Below are 15,315 nucleotides of genomic sequence, written 5' to 3'. Positions count from 1 at the left end.
GAGAAAATTAGCCCAGGCATGGTCCGGAAAAGTGCGGAGCGGTTTTCCGGAAAGACCATGCTCAAACGACGATCTGAAGCGCGACGACGGGTCGTGCTTTAGGCCTGGTCGAGGCCGTAGAGCGTGTGCAGGGTGCGCACCGCAAGCTCGGTATAGGCGGTGTCGATCAAGACCGAGAATTTGATCTCGGAGGTTGTAATGGCCCGGATGTTGATGTTCCGCCCCGCAAGGGCCGAGAACGCCTGGGCGGCGACGCCGGCATGGCTGCGCATGCCGCTGCCGATCACCGAGATCTTGGCGACGTCGGTGGCGGTATCGAGCCGTGCATAGCCGATCTTGGCCTTGGCCGCGGTAATCGTCTCCTTGGCGCGGGTGTAGTCGGCCGCCGGCACCGTGAAGGTGAGGTCGGTGGTCTTGCCGTCCTCGGAAACATTTTGCACGATCATGTCGACGTTGATGTTGGCCTCCGCCAGGGGGCCGAAGATCGAGGCCGCAACGCCAGGCTTGTCCTCGATGTGGCGCACCGAGATCTGGGCCTCGTCCTTCGAAAAGGCGATGCCGGTGACGACGTGGCTTTCCATGATCTCCTCCTCGCTGCAGATCAGCGTGCCGGGCGGCTGGTTGGCATGCGGGTCGATATCCTCGGGCTTGTCGAAGCTCGAGCGGACGAAGATCGGCATGTTGTGGACCATGCCGAGTTCCACGGAGCGGACCTGGAGCACTTTGGCGCCCTGCGAGGCCAGTTCCAGCATGTCTTCGAACGCGATCTTGTCGAGCCTCTTGGCCTTCGGCACGATTCGCGGGTCGGTGGTGTAGACCCCGTCGACGTCGGTGTAGATATCGCAACGGTCCGCCTTGACGGCGGCGGCGATCGCCACGGCCGAGGTGTCGGAGCCGCCGCGGCCGAGCGTGGTGATGCGACCCGTCTCGGGGGTGATGCCCTGGAAGCCGGCGATGACCGCGACCTCCTTGCGCTCCTTGAAACGCTTGATGATCTCGCTGCCGTCGATGTCCTCGATCCGGGCCGAGGCATGGGCGTCGCTGGTCTTGATCGGGATCTGCCAGCCCTGCCAGGAGCGGGCCTGGATGCCCATGCCCTGGAGCACGATGGCAAGAAGACCGGACGTCACCTGTTCGCCCGAGGCGACCACGGCGTCGTATTCGCGCGCATCGTGCATCGGTGAGGCCTCTGTGCACCAGGCCACCAGCTCGTTGGTCTTGCCAGCCATCGCCGAGACGACCACGGCCACTTCATGGCCGGCATCGACCTCACGCTTCACATGGCGTGCGACGTTGCGGATACGTTCGATGTTGGCGACGGACGTGCCGCCGAATTTCATCACGAGGCGGCTCATGACGACGCGTGCATTCCTTCATAAGGATCAGTATGGTGACCCGCACCGGACGTGCCTCACGGACACCGACCGCGCGTATACAGAGCGGCGGGGCCGGGGGCAAGCGGGTTCCTGCGGGGGCAGGGTGCGGGGGAGTGGGTTAACCGAGATCATGGCGCGCTATATCGACGAGATCCTGCAACCGGGCGAGCGGGTGCTGTATTCGACCAATGCGCACTGGATCTTCTACTTTCCGGCCATCGTGGCCTGGATCGTGGCGCTGGTTTTGTTCATCCTGTCGCGGCAGGCCACCGCCGAGGGGCTGGTTTTGCTTTGCCTCGTCGCCTCCGGTCTCGTGGCTCTGGCGGCCCTGTACTGGACCATCAAGGGCTGGTTCCATCGCTTCACCACCGAGACCGACGTCACCAACCTCAGGGTCGTGCACAAGACCGGTTTCATCAGGCGCCGAACCTTCGAGATGGCGCTCGACAAGGTCGAGAGCGTCGACGTCGACCAGACCATTCTTGGACGTATTCTCAACTACGGCGACGTGACGATTCGCGGCGTCGGCGAGGGGATCGAGACGATCAAGACGATCGCCTCGCCGCTCGCTTTCCGTAGTTCGATCACCACGCGGTAGGACCGCGCGTAACCATGAGCATGCAGCAAAATACTTCCCTCTCCGCCCAGCCGGGCTCGACCGTCGACGCCGCCGAGATCGCGAAATTCTCAAAACTTTCGGCGGAGTGGTGGGACCCCAAGGGCAAGATGGCGCCGCTGCACCGGATCAACCCGCTGCGGCTCGGCTATATCCGCGACGCCGCCTGTCGCAAGTTCGAGCGCAACGTCCGCAGCCTCAATTGCCTCGGGTCCTTGCGCGTGCTCGACATCGGCTGCGGCGCCGGCCTGCTCTGCGAACCGCTGTCGCGCCTGGGGGCTCAGGTCATCGGCATCGACCCTTCGGCGAGCAACATCGCGGCCGCGAAGCTGCACGCCGACAAGAGCCATCTTGCGATCGACTATCGCTGCACCACGGTGGAGGAGATCGACCCGCGCGAGCGCTTCGACATCGTGCTGGCGATGGAGGTGGTCGAGCACGTCACCGACGTCGGCATCTTCCTGAAGCGCTGCGCCTCAATGCTGAAGCCGAACGGCCTGATGGTGGTCTCGACGCTGAACCGCAACTGGAAGAGCTTCGCCCTTGCCATCGTCGGCGCCGAATACGTGCTGCGTTGGCTGCCGCGCGGCACTCACGAATGGAACAAGTTCGTCACGCCGGACGAGCTGACCAAATATCTGCTCGACAACCGCCTCGTCATCACCGAGCAGACCGGCGTCGTCTACTCACCGTTCGCCGATAAATGGAGCCTCTCGTCCGACATGGACGTGAACTATATGGTGGTCGCGGAAGCGATGGTGTGAGGCTGTGGCGCGATCTGTTTCTCCACAGTCGCTGTCGTCCCAGCGAACGCACTGCGTTCGCAGGGACGACACCGAATTTGTTGCGAGAGCATCGCACCCATGACACCCATGCGGTTGACCAGTGAGTCTGTTCCCGTCACGGTAATCGCTCTGTTTGTCTAACCTTTCCACCCCCCCGATGCTCACCATCGCCAGCCTCTGGATTCCCTTCACGATCATTGCTGCGCTGGGCCAAGTCGCGCGCAATGCGATGCAGCGGTCGCTGACGAAGCCGCTGGGGACCTGGGGGGCGACCAATATCCGCTTCCTGTTCGGCTTCCCGTTCTCGCTGCTGTTCCTCGGCGTGGTGCTGGTCGCGACCGGCGATCATATCGGCATGCCGCTGGCCGTGTTCTGGCCCTGGCTGCTGCTCGGGGCGCTCAGCCAGATCGTTGCGACCGGCCTGATGCTGCTCGCGATGAACGACCGCTCCTTCGTCGTGACCACGGCTTACCTCAAGACCGAAGCGATCCAGACCGCGATCTTCGGCTTCGTCTTCCTCGGCGATCATCTGACCTGGCTCAAGGTGCTGGCGATCGTGATCGCGACCGTCGGTGTCGTCATCACCGCGCTGCGGCCCGGCGGAGAGAAGAGCTTTGCGGAGTTGAAGCCGACCATCACCGGCCTCGTCGCGGCCGCGGCCTTCGCGCTCTCCGCGGTCGGTTTTCGCGGCGCCATCATCACCGTGCCGAACGTGTCGTTCGTGACGGCGTCGTCGTTCACGCTGGTGCTCGGCCTGTTCGTGCAGACGCTGGTGCTGACGATCTATCTGCTCTGGCGCGCGCCGGACGTGTTGCGCGGCATCCTCGGCATGTGGAGGCCGTCGATGCTGGCGGGCTTCACGGGCGCCTTCGCCTCGCAGTTCTGGTTCCTGGCGTTCGCGCTGACGGCCGCCGCCAACGTCCGCACGCTCGCCTTGATCGAGGTGCTGTTCGCGCAAGGCGTGGCCTACTATTCGTTCAAGCAGCCGATCGCGCCGCGCGAGCTTGCAGGCATCGCGCTGATCGTGGTCGGCGTGGCGGTGCTGGTGGGCGTCTAAAGCGCGATGCGATTTGGATGAATCGTCATCGCGCTTTAGCTTGTTGTTTACGCATGATCTTTCCGGAAAACCGCTTCGCACTTTTCCGGATCATGCTTTAACTGGCTGTCATTCCGGGGCGCCCGAAGGGCGAACCCGGAATCTCGAGGAACTCAGGTGCGCAGCTGCGCACCTGAGTTCGCGCTTTGCGCGCCCCGGAACGACGGTGCTAATTTCGGTCTTCCGGCAGCGTCGGCAGCGGCGAGACCTCGATGCCTTCGTCGATCAGCGACTTCGCCTCGTCCGGCGAGGCCTCGCCGTAGATCGGACGGTGCTCCTTGTCGCCATAGTGCATGGCGCGAGCTTCGTTGGCGAAACGGTCGCCGACATTGTCGGCGTTCTTGACGATGTGATCGCGCAGTTCCTTGAGCTTGGCGCGCAGCTCGCGCTCCTGTGCCATCAGCAGCGAGGTCGGTCCGGACGGTGTAGTGTCGGGTGTGGCCGCAGCCACGGCTTCCGGCGGAGGCGTGGCGCGACCCTTCTTGCCGACGATGCGCGGCGCCATGATCGCCTTGCCGACCTTGGCCGAGCCGCAGATCGGGCAGGTCACGAGCTTTCGCTTCACCTGCGAATCATAGGCCGACGAGCTCTGAAACCAGCTCTCGAAGTCGTGGCCGCGGTCGCAGCGAAGCGCGTAGCGGATCATGCCGAGCCCCGCACGAGGTGCAAATGGTCAGGCCCCGCCTTGGGATCGGAGACGCCGAAGCGGCGGCCGTGCTGGAGCGATGGAATGGCGCGGCGCGCCGTCTCGACCTTGGCCGGGTCGATCTTGGCCATGATAATGCCGGGCTCGACGTCGCCCTCGGCGAGGATCTCGCCCCAGGGATCGATGATCAGCGAGTGGCCATAAGTCTCGCGCTTGTTCTCGTGCAGCCCGGCCTGCGCCGCGGCAAAGATGAAGCAGCCGGTCTCGATCGCACGCGCGCGCAGCAGCACGTGCCAATGCGCTTCGCCGGTCTTGCGGGTGAAGGCCGACGGCACCGTGATGAAATAGGCGCCGCTCTCGGCGAGAGCGCGATAGAGTGCCGGGAAGCGCAGATCGTAGCAGATCGTCAGCCCGATGCGGCCCCAGGGCAGATCCGAGATCACGGCGGTCTCGCCCGGCTGGTAGTTGGCGGATTCGCGATAGCTCTCCCCGTCCGGCAGCTCGATGTCGAACATGTGGATCTTGTCATAGCTCGCGAGCACATTGCCCTCGGGCCCGATCAGGAAGGAGCGGTTGACCGCCTTCTCCGGCGAGAAGCGCAGCGCCAGCGAGCCGACATGAAGGTGGATCTTCAGCTCCGCCGCGAGCGCTCGGTACGCCTTCAGCGAAGTGTCGTCCTCTTCGCTCTGCAGGTGCTCGAACAATGCCTTGCGGTTCAGCTGCATCATGTTGCTGACTTCGGGCGTCTGCACGTAGTCGGCGCCATTGGCCGCAGCCTGCCGGATCAGCCTGGTCGCCTGTTCCAGGCTCGGCCCGGGCAGCAGGCCGGTGCGCATTTGCACCATGGCGGCGGTGAAGGTGCGATTCTCGCTCATATGGCGGCCTTGATGCTCTCGAGCATGCCGTCGAGCTTGCCTTCGCGATCGAGCGCATAGAGGTCGTCACAGCCGCCGACATGGGTGCCGCCGATCCAGATCTGCGGGAAAGTCGAACCTTGGCCGGCGCGGCCGTACATTTCCTGGCGCCAGGACGGGTTCTTGGCGACGTCGAACTCGGTGAAGGTCGCCTTCTTGCGGGTCAGCAGCGATTTGGCGGCGGAACAATAGCCGCAGCCCGGCCTCGTATAGATCTCGACAGCAGCAGTCATCTCGTCAGGCGCTCTCATGTCATGAATTCATTGAATTATATGGGACTTCACCTGACCTCCACAACCCGGGCAAACACCAGCACGTCGACCTGGGCTGCCTTGGCGCGGAGCAGGGCGCGCGCGCAGGCATCCAATGTCGCACCCGAGGTCAGGACATCGTCGATCAGGACGATGCGGCGGCCCTGGATCTCGGCTTGACGCTCGGCAGATACCTGGAATGCGCCCTGCACATTGGTGGCGCGCTGGGCCCGCGACAGGCCGATCTGCTGCTCGGTCGCACGCACCCGCCGCAGCACATCGCCCCGCACCCTGATCCCGCTCTGCCGTTCGATGATGCGCGCCAGCGCTCCGGACTGGTTGTAGCGGCGGCGCCAGGCGCGCCGCCAATGCAGGGGCACCGGCACCAGCATGTCGGCGCCCGCCAGGAGCTCGCCGCCGGCGCGCGCCATCCAGCGGCCCATGGCCGGCGCCAGATCGGTGCGGTCCTGATACTTCAGCGCATGGACCAGCGTGCGCGCGACGTCGTCATAGCGCACCGCCGCGCGGGCGCGCTGGTAGGCCGGCGGGCTCGCAATCGCCTCCATCGACAGCATGTCGGGACCGGGATCATAGACGAAGGGGATGCCGAGCCGCGGACAAAAGGGCCGTTCGATGAACGACAGCCGCGCCCAGCACGAAGCGCAAACACCCTCGCCCTCCACCGGCTCGCGGCAGGACACGCACAGTGTCGGCAGCGCGATGTCGAGCGCGAGCCGTGCTGCGCGCGACAGCACGCGGCCGCCGGCGGACCAGGCGGCACGCAGCGGTGCGGGAATGGAACGGGCAGGGGCGGCGTCGGCTTCCATGAGGAGAGGCTAGCGTTGCACCATAGATTGCTCAAGCCGTCGTCTCGTCCCCGGACGCAGCGCAGCGCTCCTTCAGCGCTGCGCTGCCGAGCCGGGACCCATCTCACCGCGATCTGGCGCGCATTCCCTGGGTCCGGCTCTGCGCGGCAGCACCAATGAGCACGGCGCGTCCGGATCACGAGAGTGATTGCCATGGCCGGCATGATCGGCGTAACCAGCGGCATGGCCCAGAACCGACAAACCCCGCCCGCTTTGTTCGATCGTGCCTTGCTGCACGCACGGCAGCGGCGTGCGCAGGCACAAGGTGCCGTGAGCTTCCTGCTCGATCGCGTCGCCGAGGACATGTCAGACCGGTTGGCCGCAGTGATGCGCGAGTTTCACGCTCCGGCTGATCTGTGGACGCCCGGCGAAGGTCTCAAAGTCCTACACGCGCGGCTTCCAGCGATGGCGCGGATCGCGATTGATGCGGCCGGCGCGGAAAAACTGCCTTTCGCACCCGAAAGCCTCGACCTCGTCGTCTCCGCCTTGGCGCTGCAATTCGTCAACGATCTGCCGGGCGTGCTTGCGCAGGTCCGGCGCGCGCTGAAGCCGGACGGGCTGCTGCTCGCCGCGATGATCGGCGGTGACAGCCTGACCGAGCTGCGCCAGGCCTTTGCCGCGGCGGAAGCCGAATGCGAGGGCGGTGTGTCGCCGCGCGTGGCGCCGTTCGCTGACCTTCGTGACATCGGCGCGCTGCTGCAGCGGGCCGGCTTTGCATTGCCGGTGACCGACGTCGACCGTGTCGTGGTGCGCTATGGCAATGCGTTCGCCCTGATGCAGGATCTCCGCCGCATGGGCGCGGCCAATGTGCTGATCCTGCGGCGGCGCACGCCGAGCCGGCGCGCGACGCTGTTGCGGATGGCCGAAATCTATGCCGAGCGCTTTGCCGATGCCGATGGCCGCATCCGTGCGACGTTCGACATCATCTGGCTGTCCGGTTGGGCCCCGCATGCGAGCCAGCAGCAGCCACTGAAGCCGGGGTCGGCCAAGGCGAGCCTGGCGGAGGCGGTGAAGAAGGCGGGGAAAGAGTGACGCGTGTTCCGGCCCCGCCGCAGCGTTCCTACGCTGCTGCGCGTCCGGGGCACGGCCCACCTCACATCAGCAAATCAATCAAATGCGGGATCAGCGGCATGTCCGCGGGCGGCATGGGATAGTCGCGCAGCTTGTTGGCGCGGACCCAGGCGAGGTTCTGGCCCTCTCGCGGCGTGACCAGGCCTTCCCAGCGCCGGCAGATGTAGAGCGGCATCAGGAGATGAAAGATTTCGTAGCCATAGCTGGCGAAGGTCAACGGCGCTAGGCACGGCTCGGCGACCGTGATGCCGAGCTCCTCATGGAGCTCCCGGATCAGGCTCTGCTCCGGCCGCTCGCCGGGCTCTAACTTGCCGCCGGGAAATTCCCAGAGGCCGGCCAGCGCCTTGCCCTCGGGGCGCTGCGCGATCAGAATGCGCTTGTCGGCGTCGACCAGTGCGCAGGCCACCACCAGTGTCAATTTGAGATCGGCCATGCGTGTCTGTCGCTCGCTGAAGTTCGTCCGCAACGGTTTGTGTATTTCGAGGTGAGCCCGACGCAAGGGATTTCGGATGCCATGAACGCACTCTTCAAGAAGGCGGTGGCGGATGCGCGGATTTCGGGGTGACGCCAGTGGCGTCATTCCGGGGCGATGCGCCGGCATCGACCCGGAATCTCGGGCATAAACTTCTGGATTCCGGGTTCTCGCCTCGCGAGCCCCGGAATGACGGCCGGGGAGCCTACGACCTGTAGTCCCCATTGATCGCGACGTATTCCTTGGTGAGATCGCAGGTCATGACGCGGTCGCGGCCCTTGCCGAGGCCGAGCGAGACCAGAATCGCGATCTCCGGCGCCTTCATCGCTTCCGAGACCTGCGTTTCGTCATAGCCTGGATCGCGCGCGCCGTTCTTGGCGACGCGGATGCCGTTGAACGAGATCGAGAGCTTGTCGCGATCAGCCGGCTCGCCGGCCTTGCCGACCGCCATCACCACGCGGCCCCAATTGGCGTCTTCGCCGGCGATGGCGGTCTTCACCAGCGGCGAGTTGGCGATCGACATCGCGATCTTGCGCGCCGAAGCCTTGGTCTTGGCGCCCTCGACCGTGATCTCGACCAGCTTGCGCGCGCCTTCGCCGTCGCGGGCCACCTGCTCGGCGAGGTTGGCGAGCACCTGGTTGAACGCCTTGACGAACGCCTTCAGGCGCGGGTCGCTGGCACGGCTGATCTTTGGCGCCCCCTGCTCGGCAGCGGCACCTGTCGCAAAGGCCAGCAGCGTGTCGGAGGTCGAGGTGTCGCCATCGATTGTCACGGCGTTGAAGGTGTCCTCGACGCCGCTCTTGAGCAGGGCCTGGAGCGCGGCGGGCGCGATCGGCGCGTCGGTGAAGATGAAGGACAGCATCGTCGCCATGTCGGGGGCGATCATGCCGGCGCCTTTGGCCATGCCGTTGATGGTGACCTTGGCCTTGCCGAGCTTGACGGTGGCGGTCGCGACCTTCGGGAAGGTGTCGGTGGTCATGATCGCCTTGGCCGCGGCCAGGTAGTTACCGGGCTCTGCAGCCTCGGCGAGGCGGCCGAGCACGCCGTCGAACTTGGTCGCGTCCAGCGGCTCGCCGATGACGCCGGTCGAGGCCAGGAAGATCTCGCTTTCGCTGCACCCGACCGCCTTGGCCGCGATCTTCGCGGTCAGCGCGGTGGAGGCGCGGCCGGTCTTGCCGGTGAAGGCATTGGCATTGCCGGAATTGACCACGAGTGCGCGCGCCTTGCCGCCCTTGAGCTTGGCGCGGCACCATTCGACCGGTGCCGACGGGCATTTCGATTTGGTGAAGACGCCGGCCACCGCAGTGCCCTTGTCCATCACCGCCAGCAGCACGTCCGTGCGGTTCTTGTAGCGGATGCCGGCCTCGGCCGTCGCAAGGCGGACGCCTGCGATCACGGGCATGTCGGGAACGTGTTTCGGGGCGAGGGGAGAGACGGAGGAGGACATCGCAGGCGCCTTGGTGGGATCTGGACAAGCAGATGCCCGGCGCGGGGGCCGGGCATCACGAAGGCTTAGATACTCTTCACATCAGCGAAGTGACAGCGAATTCTTACTTCTTCGCCGGGGGAGCCATCTTGCTGTCGGAAGGCTTGGCGTCCTTGGAGGCATCCGCCGCCGGCTGGTCCAGCCGCTCGACCTTGGCTTCGGTGCGCAGCTTGGCGACGTAATCGGCCTGAGCCTTGCGGGTGACGTAGTTCTCGATCTGGGACTTGACCTGCTCGAAGTCCGGCGCCTTGCGGTTGCGCTTTTCCTCGACCTTGATGATGTGCCAGCCGAACTGCGACTTGACGGGATCGGAGATCTTGCCCGGCTCGAGCGCAAAAGCGACGGCCGAGAACTCCGGCACCATCTGCTCCTTGGTGAAGAAGCCGAGATCGCCGCCATCGGCGGAGCCCGGGTCCTTGGACTTCTTCTTGGCGAGCTCGGCGAAATCGGCGCCCTTGTCGAGCTCGGCCTTCACGGCCTTGGCCTCGTCCTCGGTCTCGACCAGGATGTGGCGGGCGCGCACCTCCTGCTCGCCGGTGATCTGCTTGGAGGCCTCTTCATAGACCTTCTTCATGGCGTCCGGCGTGGTCGCGGCCTTGCCTTCGTTGGCGAGCAGGCTGTCCATCAGAAGCCGGTTGCGGGCGAACGCCAGGCGCTTTTTGAACTCCTCGCTGTCGGCGAGCTTCTTGTCTTCGGCAGCCTTGCTGACGATCTTCATGTCGATCAGGAAGGACAGGACGTTCTCGTCCTTGGTCGCCGGGTCCATCTGCGCGAGGCTCGGCCCGAGTTCCTCCTCGGCCATGGTGACGTCGCTCTTCTTGATTTCAGTGCCATTGACCTTCGCCAGCACCGGATCATCGGCGGCCCGGAGCGGGCCCGCGAACGCCAGGGACAGCGCCAGAGCGAGGCTGCCAGCCAAGGCGGAGGCATGGCGGAAACGCTGGCCGGTGGTTACCGGGAACGAGGTGGTCATGGAAAATCCTTATGTTGAAGCAGGGGCCTGCTCGAAGCGGGGCGGACACTCGCCCAATTCAGGGGGGCTTGGCAACGCGAAAAGTCTGTCAAAATGATGAATTAGCCGCAATGCGCCCGCCGTTGACAAGGCCCTGACCGGGCCATATCTCTGCCCGGTCGCGACCATGGCGATGGCGTTTATTTTGCTGCGTTTTTGGCCGTTGAACCCAGACTTGCCCAATTCCCACCCATATGGCGGATGACCCCCGCAGTCCGGGCTCTGACGCCGCGAAGCGTCACGGTGAGTTGATAGGCAGACGGGTGACAACTTCTTGGCTGCAACGCGGTTAAATCGCGAACACAGGAACTAAGCATGATCGGCGCGCTCGCCCGCAAGTTTTTCGGCTCCGCCAATGACCGGCGGGTGAAGGGATATCAGTCCCGCGTCAACGCGATCAACGCGCTGGAGCCTGAGCTTTCAAAGCTCTCCGACGAGGCGCTCAAGGCCCGCACCGCGGAATTCAGGCAGCAGCTCGCAAACGGCAAGACGCTGGACGACCTCCTCGTCCCCGCCTTCGCCACCGTGCGCGAGGCCGCCAAGCGCACGCTCGGCCAGCGCCATTTCGACGTCCAGCTGATCGGCGGCATGGTGCTGCATGAGGGCGACATCTCCGAGATGAAGACCGGCGAAGGCAAGACGCTGGTGGCAACGCTTGCAGTCTACCTCAACGCGCTCGCCGGCAAGGGCGTCCACGTCGTCACCGTCAACGACTACCTCGCCCGCCGCGACTCCGGCTGGATGGGCCAGATCTACGGCTTCCTCGGCATGACCACCGGTGTGATCGTGCACGGGCTCGACGATGCCGAGCGCAAGGCGGCCTACGCCTGCGACATCACCTACGGCACCAACAACGAATACGGCTTCGATTATCTGCGCGACAACATGAAGTACCGGCTCGAGGACATGGTCCAGCGGCCGCACTACTACGCGATCGTCGACGAGGTCGACTCCATCCTGATCGACGAAGCGCGCACGCCGCTGATCATCTCCGGTCCGCTCGACGACCGCTCCGACTTCTACAATACCATCGACACCTTCATGCCGAAGCTGGAGAAGGTGACCGACTACGAGGTCGACGAGAAGCAGCGCACGGTGACCTTGACCGAAGGCGGCATGGAGAAGCTGGAGACGCTGCTTCGCGACGCCGGCCAGCTCAAGGGCGAATCGCTCTACGACGTCGAGAACGTCTCGGTCGTGCATCACGTCAACCAGGCGCTGCGCGCCCACACGCTGTTCACCCGCGACAAGGACTACATCGTCCGCGACGGCGAGGTCGTCATCATCGACGAGTTCACCGGACGCATGATGCCGGGCCGGCGCTATTCGGAAGGCCTGCACCAGGCGCTGGAGGCCAAGGAGCACGTCGCGGTTCAGCCCGAAAACCAGACGCTCGCCTCGATCACCTTCCAGAACTACTTCCGCATGTACGAGAAGCTGGCGGGCATGACCGGCACGGCGGCGACCGAAGCCGACGAATTGTTCGACATCTACAAGCTCGAGGTCGTTGAGATCCCGACCAACCTGCCGGTCGCGCGTCTCGACGAAGACGACGAGGTCTACCGCACGCAGAAGGAAAAATACCAGGCCATCCTCGCCGAGATCGAGCGTGCCAATGCGCGGCTGCAGCCGGTGCTGGTCGGCACGGCCTCGATCGAGAAGTCGGAAGTGCTTGCCGAATTCCTCAAGAAGAACGGCTACAAGCAGATCGATTTCGGCAAGGAGGGCGCGCTGGACAAGCTCTATGCCGCGGCCCGCGCCGGCAAGCCGGCCAAGCTGTTCGCGGTGCTGAACGCGCGCTTCCACGAGCAGGAAGCCTATATCGTCGCCGAAGCCGGCGTGCCCGGCGCGATCACGATCGCCACCAACATGGCCGGCCGCGGCACCGACATCAAGCTCGGTGGCTCGCTGGAGATGCGCATCCAGCAGGAGACCGCAGGCATTACCGACGAGGCCGAGAAGGCCAGGAAGATCGAGCAGATCAAGGCCGACATCGAGCACTTCCGCGACATCGTGCTGAAGGCCGAGGAGACCGTCGAGGTCGAGCCGGCGAAGGGGAGCAAGTCCGCCAAGACCGTGAAGAAGCCCGGCGGCCTCTACATCATCGGCTCCGAGCGTCACGAATCCCGCCGCATCGACAACCAGCTGCGCGGCCGTTCCGGCCGTCAGGGCGACCCCGGCCGCTCGAAATTCTTCCTGTCGCTGGAAGACGACCTGATGCGCATCTTCGGCTCGGATCGCCTCGACAGCATGCTGCAGCGTCTCGGCCTGCAAGAGGGCGAGGCCATCATCCATCCCTGGATCAACAAGGCGCTGGAGAAGGCGCAGCAGAAGGTCGAGGCGCGCAACTTCGACATCCGCAAGAATCTCCTCAAGTTCGACAACGTCCAGAACGACCAGCGCAAGGTGATCTTCGATCAGCGCGTCGAGCTGATGAAGGACGAGAGCGTCGCCGAGACCATCGCCGACATGCGCCATGCCTTCATCGACGATCTCGTCGCCAAGCACGTGCCCGAGCATGCCTATGCCGAGCAGTGGGACGTCGCCGGGCTCAAGGACGAACTGAAGCGCGTGCTCGATCTCGACCTGCCGGTCGACGAATGGGCCAGGGAAGAGGGCATCGCCGACGAGGAGCTGCTCACGCGCATCGAGACCAAGGCCGACGAGCACATGGCGGCCAAGGTCGCGCAATGGGGCCCCGACGTGATGCGTTACGTCGAGAAGACCATCCTGTTGCAGACGCTCGATCATCTCTGGCGCGAGCACCTGATCATGCTCGATCATCTGCGCCAGGTCATCGGCCTGCGCGGCTACGGCCAGCGCGATCCCTTGCAGGAATACAAGACCGAAGCCTTCAACCTCTTCCAGGAGATGAGCGCTCATTTGCGCGAGGCCGTCACGGCGCAGCTGATGCGCGTCGAGATCGTCCCGCCGGAGCAGGAAGCCCCGGTGCTGCCTGCAATGGAAGCGCACAAGTTCGACCCGAGCACCGGCGAGGACGAGATGGCGCTCGCCAGCGTCACGCTGGCCCCGCAGCACACCGACGCCGCGCTGCGCGACCCCAAGAACCCCGCCAGCTGGGGCAAGGTCGGCCGCAACGAGGATTGCCCGTGCGGCTCGGGCAAGAAGTACAAGCACTGCCACGGGCGGTATGCGTGAGGTTTGAGTGAGGCGGGCCACCGCCGCCTCATTTTCCGTCCTTGCGAGCGCAGCGAAGATTCCATGGGGAGTGGATAGCGACCAGGTCTGAGGCCAGACTGAGGGTTGCTGAATCCATTCAACCTGGAGACGACGATGTTGCTCGATCATCCTTCCGACGGACTGGCCGCTATCCGCACGCAGTTTGGCGCAATTTTTGTGTCATTGGAACTAAGCCGTTCGACATGGCTGGTCACTTCGCTGTCGCCCTGCAAGGGCGAGAAGATGTCCAAACGCAGCATGAAGGCCGGCGACCTTTCGGAACTGTTGAAGCTGTTTGCGGAGCTGAAGCGCAAGGCGCAGGCGCGAACGGGTGAGAGCTATCCGCTCATCACGATCCAGGAGGCGGGGCTGGACGGGTTCTGGCTTCACCGCGCCCTGCAGCAGGAAGGCATCGAGAGCCACGTAGTCGATCCGGCCTCGATTGCGACGCCGCGCCGGCGCCGGCGGGCCAAGACGGACCGGCTGGATGGCGAGACGCTGTTGCGGACGCTGCTGGCCTACAAGCGCGGCGAGGTACGGGTCTGCGCCATGGTCGTTGCGCCCTCTCCGGCAGAGGAGGACCGCCGTAGGCTGTGCCGCGAGCGAGAGACCTTGATCGCGGAGCGGATCGAGCATGTGAACCGGATCAAGGGTCTTCTGTTCGCGCAAGGGATCTTCGACTACGCGCCGCTGCGGCGAGACCGGCGGAAGCGGCTGGAGGCCTTGCGGACGGGCGACGGGCGCGCCTTGCTGGCGCATCTGAAGGCGCAGATCAGCCGCGAACTCGACCGGCTCGAACTGCTGCTCGACCAGATCACGGCGGTGGAGCGCGAGCAGGATGCGTTGCTGGCCGCGAGCAAGGCGGCGGGGAGAAGACCGTATCGAACCCGGTGGCAATGCTGCTCGAACTGAAGAGCCTGGGCCCGAACTTCACGGCCGTTCTCTGGTCGGAGGCCTTTTACCGGCAGTTCGCCAACCGCCGCCAGATTGCATCCTATGCCGGCCTTGCAGCCACGCCATGGCGCAGTGGCGGCATCGAGCGCGAGCAAGGCGTGTCGAAGGCTGGCAATCCGCGCCTGAGAACCACGATGATCCAGCTCGCCTGGCTCTGGGTACGCCACCAGCCTCAATCGGCTTTGACCCAGTGGTTCAAGGTGCACAGCCAACGCGGCCGCAAGCGCGCGATCGTGGCGCTCGCGCGCAAGCTGCTCGTGGCCCTCTGGAAGTACGTGACCGCGGGCGTGGTGATCGAGGGAGCCGAGATAAAGGCCGCCGCCTGACACCACGCTCCTCAGCCTCAAAGCCAATCCGCCGAGATTGATCAGCCTCGGCCGATCCGGGTGGACGAACCGATGGATTGCATGGCTTCAAACGCCGTAACGAAGAATGGTCTCGTCCTCTCGAGCCTGCCCGCCGCAAGCGGAATGTTGGTGCAGCCGCCGCCGCGCGGCGACCGAATGTGAGTTTGATCTGGCAAGCAAACCAGATTGCAAAAACCGGCTCGACCCTTGGATCGCCTGACGAAAAGGAGTTATCCGCCCGCT

Annotated in this window: 13 protein-coding genes and 1 pseudogene; 6 read left to right on the top strand and 8 right to left on the bottom strand. The window is 64.8% G+C overall.

Translation table 11 applies throughout. The annotated features are described in order from the left end of the window. Positions 1-98: 98 nt before the first annotated feature. Complete coding sequence (locus P6U28_RS30230) at positions 99-1,355, bottom strand: aspartate kinase (RefSeq protein ID WP_122400533.1); 1,257 nt, start codon at positions 1,353-1,355, stop codon at positions 99-101. Positions 1,356-1,506: 151 nt separating this feature from the next. Between P6U28_RS30230 and P6U28_RS30225 the strand changes: the two genes are divergently transcribed. From P6U28_RS30225 to P6U28_RS30215, 3 genes are all read left to right on the top strand, one after another. Further along, on the top strand, positions 1,507-1,974 hold the full coding sequence (locus tag P6U28_RS30225; protein ID WP_122400534.1) for a PH domain-containing protein: 468 nt from the start codon (positions 1,507-1,509) through the stop codon (positions 1,972-1,974). 14 nt (positions 1,975-1,988) lie between these two features. Next, on the top strand, positions 1,989-2,756 hold the full coding sequence (ubiG, locus tag P6U28_RS30220; RefSeq protein WP_162500077.1) for a bifunctional 2-polyprenyl-6-hydroxyphenol methylase/3-demethylubiquinol 3-O-methyltransferase UbiG: 768 nt from the start codon (positions 1,989-1,991) through the stop codon (positions 2,754-2,756). A 178-nt stretch (positions 2,757-2,934) separates the two neighbouring features. Further along, complete coding sequence (locus tag P6U28_RS30215) at positions 2,935-3,834, top strand: EamA family transporter (RefSeq protein WP_407120392.1); 900 nt, start codon at positions 2,935-2,937, stop codon at positions 3,832-3,834. Positions 3,835-4,042: 208 nt separating this feature from the next. On the opposite strand, the gene P6U28_RS30210 is transcribed toward P6U28_RS30215, so the two are convergent. From P6U28_RS30210 to P6U28_RS30195, 4 genes are read right to left on the bottom strand one after another with little or no spacing between them, the layout of a single operon-like run. After that, positions 4,043-4,519 (bottom strand): DUF1178 family protein, encoded by a 477-nt coding sequence (locus tag P6U28_RS30210; protein WP_129144450.1) that lies wholly within the window; start codon positions 4,517-4,519, stop codon positions 4,043-4,045. Next, complete coding sequence (locus P6U28_RS30205) at positions 4,516-5,394, bottom strand: carbon-nitrogen hydrolase family protein (protein ID WP_129144451.1); 879 nt, start codon at positions 5,392-5,394, stop codon at positions 4,516-4,518. Before P6U28_RS30205 ends, P6U28_RS30210 begins: the two co-directional genes overlap by 4 nt. Further along, positions 5,391-5,666, bottom strand: coding sequence for a glutaredoxin 3 (gene grxC, locus P6U28_RS30200; protein ID WP_122400538.1), 276 nt, complete (start codon positions 5,664-5,666; stop codon positions 5,391-5,393). Before grxC ends, P6U28_RS30205 begins: the two co-directional genes overlap by 4 nt. A gap of 47 nt (positions 5,667-5,713) precedes the next feature. Continuing rightward, positions 5,714-6,511 (bottom strand): ComF family protein, encoded by a 798-nt coding sequence (locus P6U28_RS30195; RefSeq protein ID WP_129144452.1) that lies wholly within the window; start codon positions 6,509-6,511, stop codon positions 5,714-5,716. 201 nt (positions 6,512-6,712) lie between these two features. Between P6U28_RS30195 and P6U28_RS30190 the strand changes: the two genes are divergently transcribed. Then, positions 6,713-7,582: a methyltransferase domain-containing protein gene (locus P6U28_RS30190; protein ID WP_162500536.1), complete on the top strand. Its 870-nt coding sequence runs from the start codon at positions 6,713-6,715 to the stop codon at positions 7,580-7,582. Positions 7,583-7,643: 61 nt separating this feature from the next. On the opposite strand, the gene P6U28_RS30185 is transcribed toward P6U28_RS30190, so the two are convergent. The 3 genes from P6U28_RS30185 to P6U28_RS30175 all read right to left on the bottom strand — a co-directional run bounded on the left by P6U28_RS30185 (position 7,644) and on the right by P6U28_RS30175 (position 10,552). Beyond that, complete coding sequence (locus P6U28_RS30185) at positions 7,644-8,054, bottom strand: (deoxy)nucleoside triphosphate pyrophosphohydrolase (protein ID WP_129144453.1); 411 nt, start codon at positions 8,052-8,054, stop codon at positions 7,644-7,646. 244 nt (positions 8,055-8,298) lie between these two features. Next, positions 8,299-9,540 carry a bifunctional glutamate N-acetyltransferase/amino-acid acetyltransferase ArgJ gene (gene argJ / locus P6U28_RS30180; RefSeq protein ID WP_122400542.1) on the bottom strand — a complete coding sequence of 414 codons (1,242 nt, stop codon included), beginning with the start codon at positions 9,538-9,540 and terminating at the stop codon, positions 8,299-8,301. Positions 9,541-9,643: 103 nt separating this feature from the next. Then, complete coding sequence (locus P6U28_RS30175) at positions 9,644-10,552, bottom strand: peptidylprolyl isomerase (RefSeq protein ID WP_122400543.1); 909 nt, start codon at positions 10,550-10,552, stop codon at positions 9,644-9,646. 354 nt (positions 10,553-10,906) lie between these two features. Here P6U28_RS30175 and secA point away from each other — a divergent pair, with 354 nt between their 5' ends. After that, complete coding sequence (secA, locus tag P6U28_RS30170; protein WP_122400544.1) at positions 10,907-13,750, top strand: preprotein translocase subunit SecA; 2,844 nt, start codon at positions 10,907-10,909, stop codon at positions 13,748-13,750. Positions 13,751-13,885: 135 nt separating this feature from the next. Then, positions 13,886-15,051, top strand: a pseudogene (locus tag P6U28_RS30165) (IS110 family transposase). Positions 15,052-15,315 lie beyond the last annotated feature (264 nt).

The sequence above is a fragment of the Bradyrhizobium sp. STM 3561 genome (assembly GCF_045571455.1).
GTDB lineage: Bacteria > Pseudomonadota > Alphaproteobacteria > Rhizobiales > Xanthobacteraceae > Bradyrhizobium > Bradyrhizobium vignae.
This window is presented reverse-complemented; position numbering and strand designations above follow the sequence as displayed.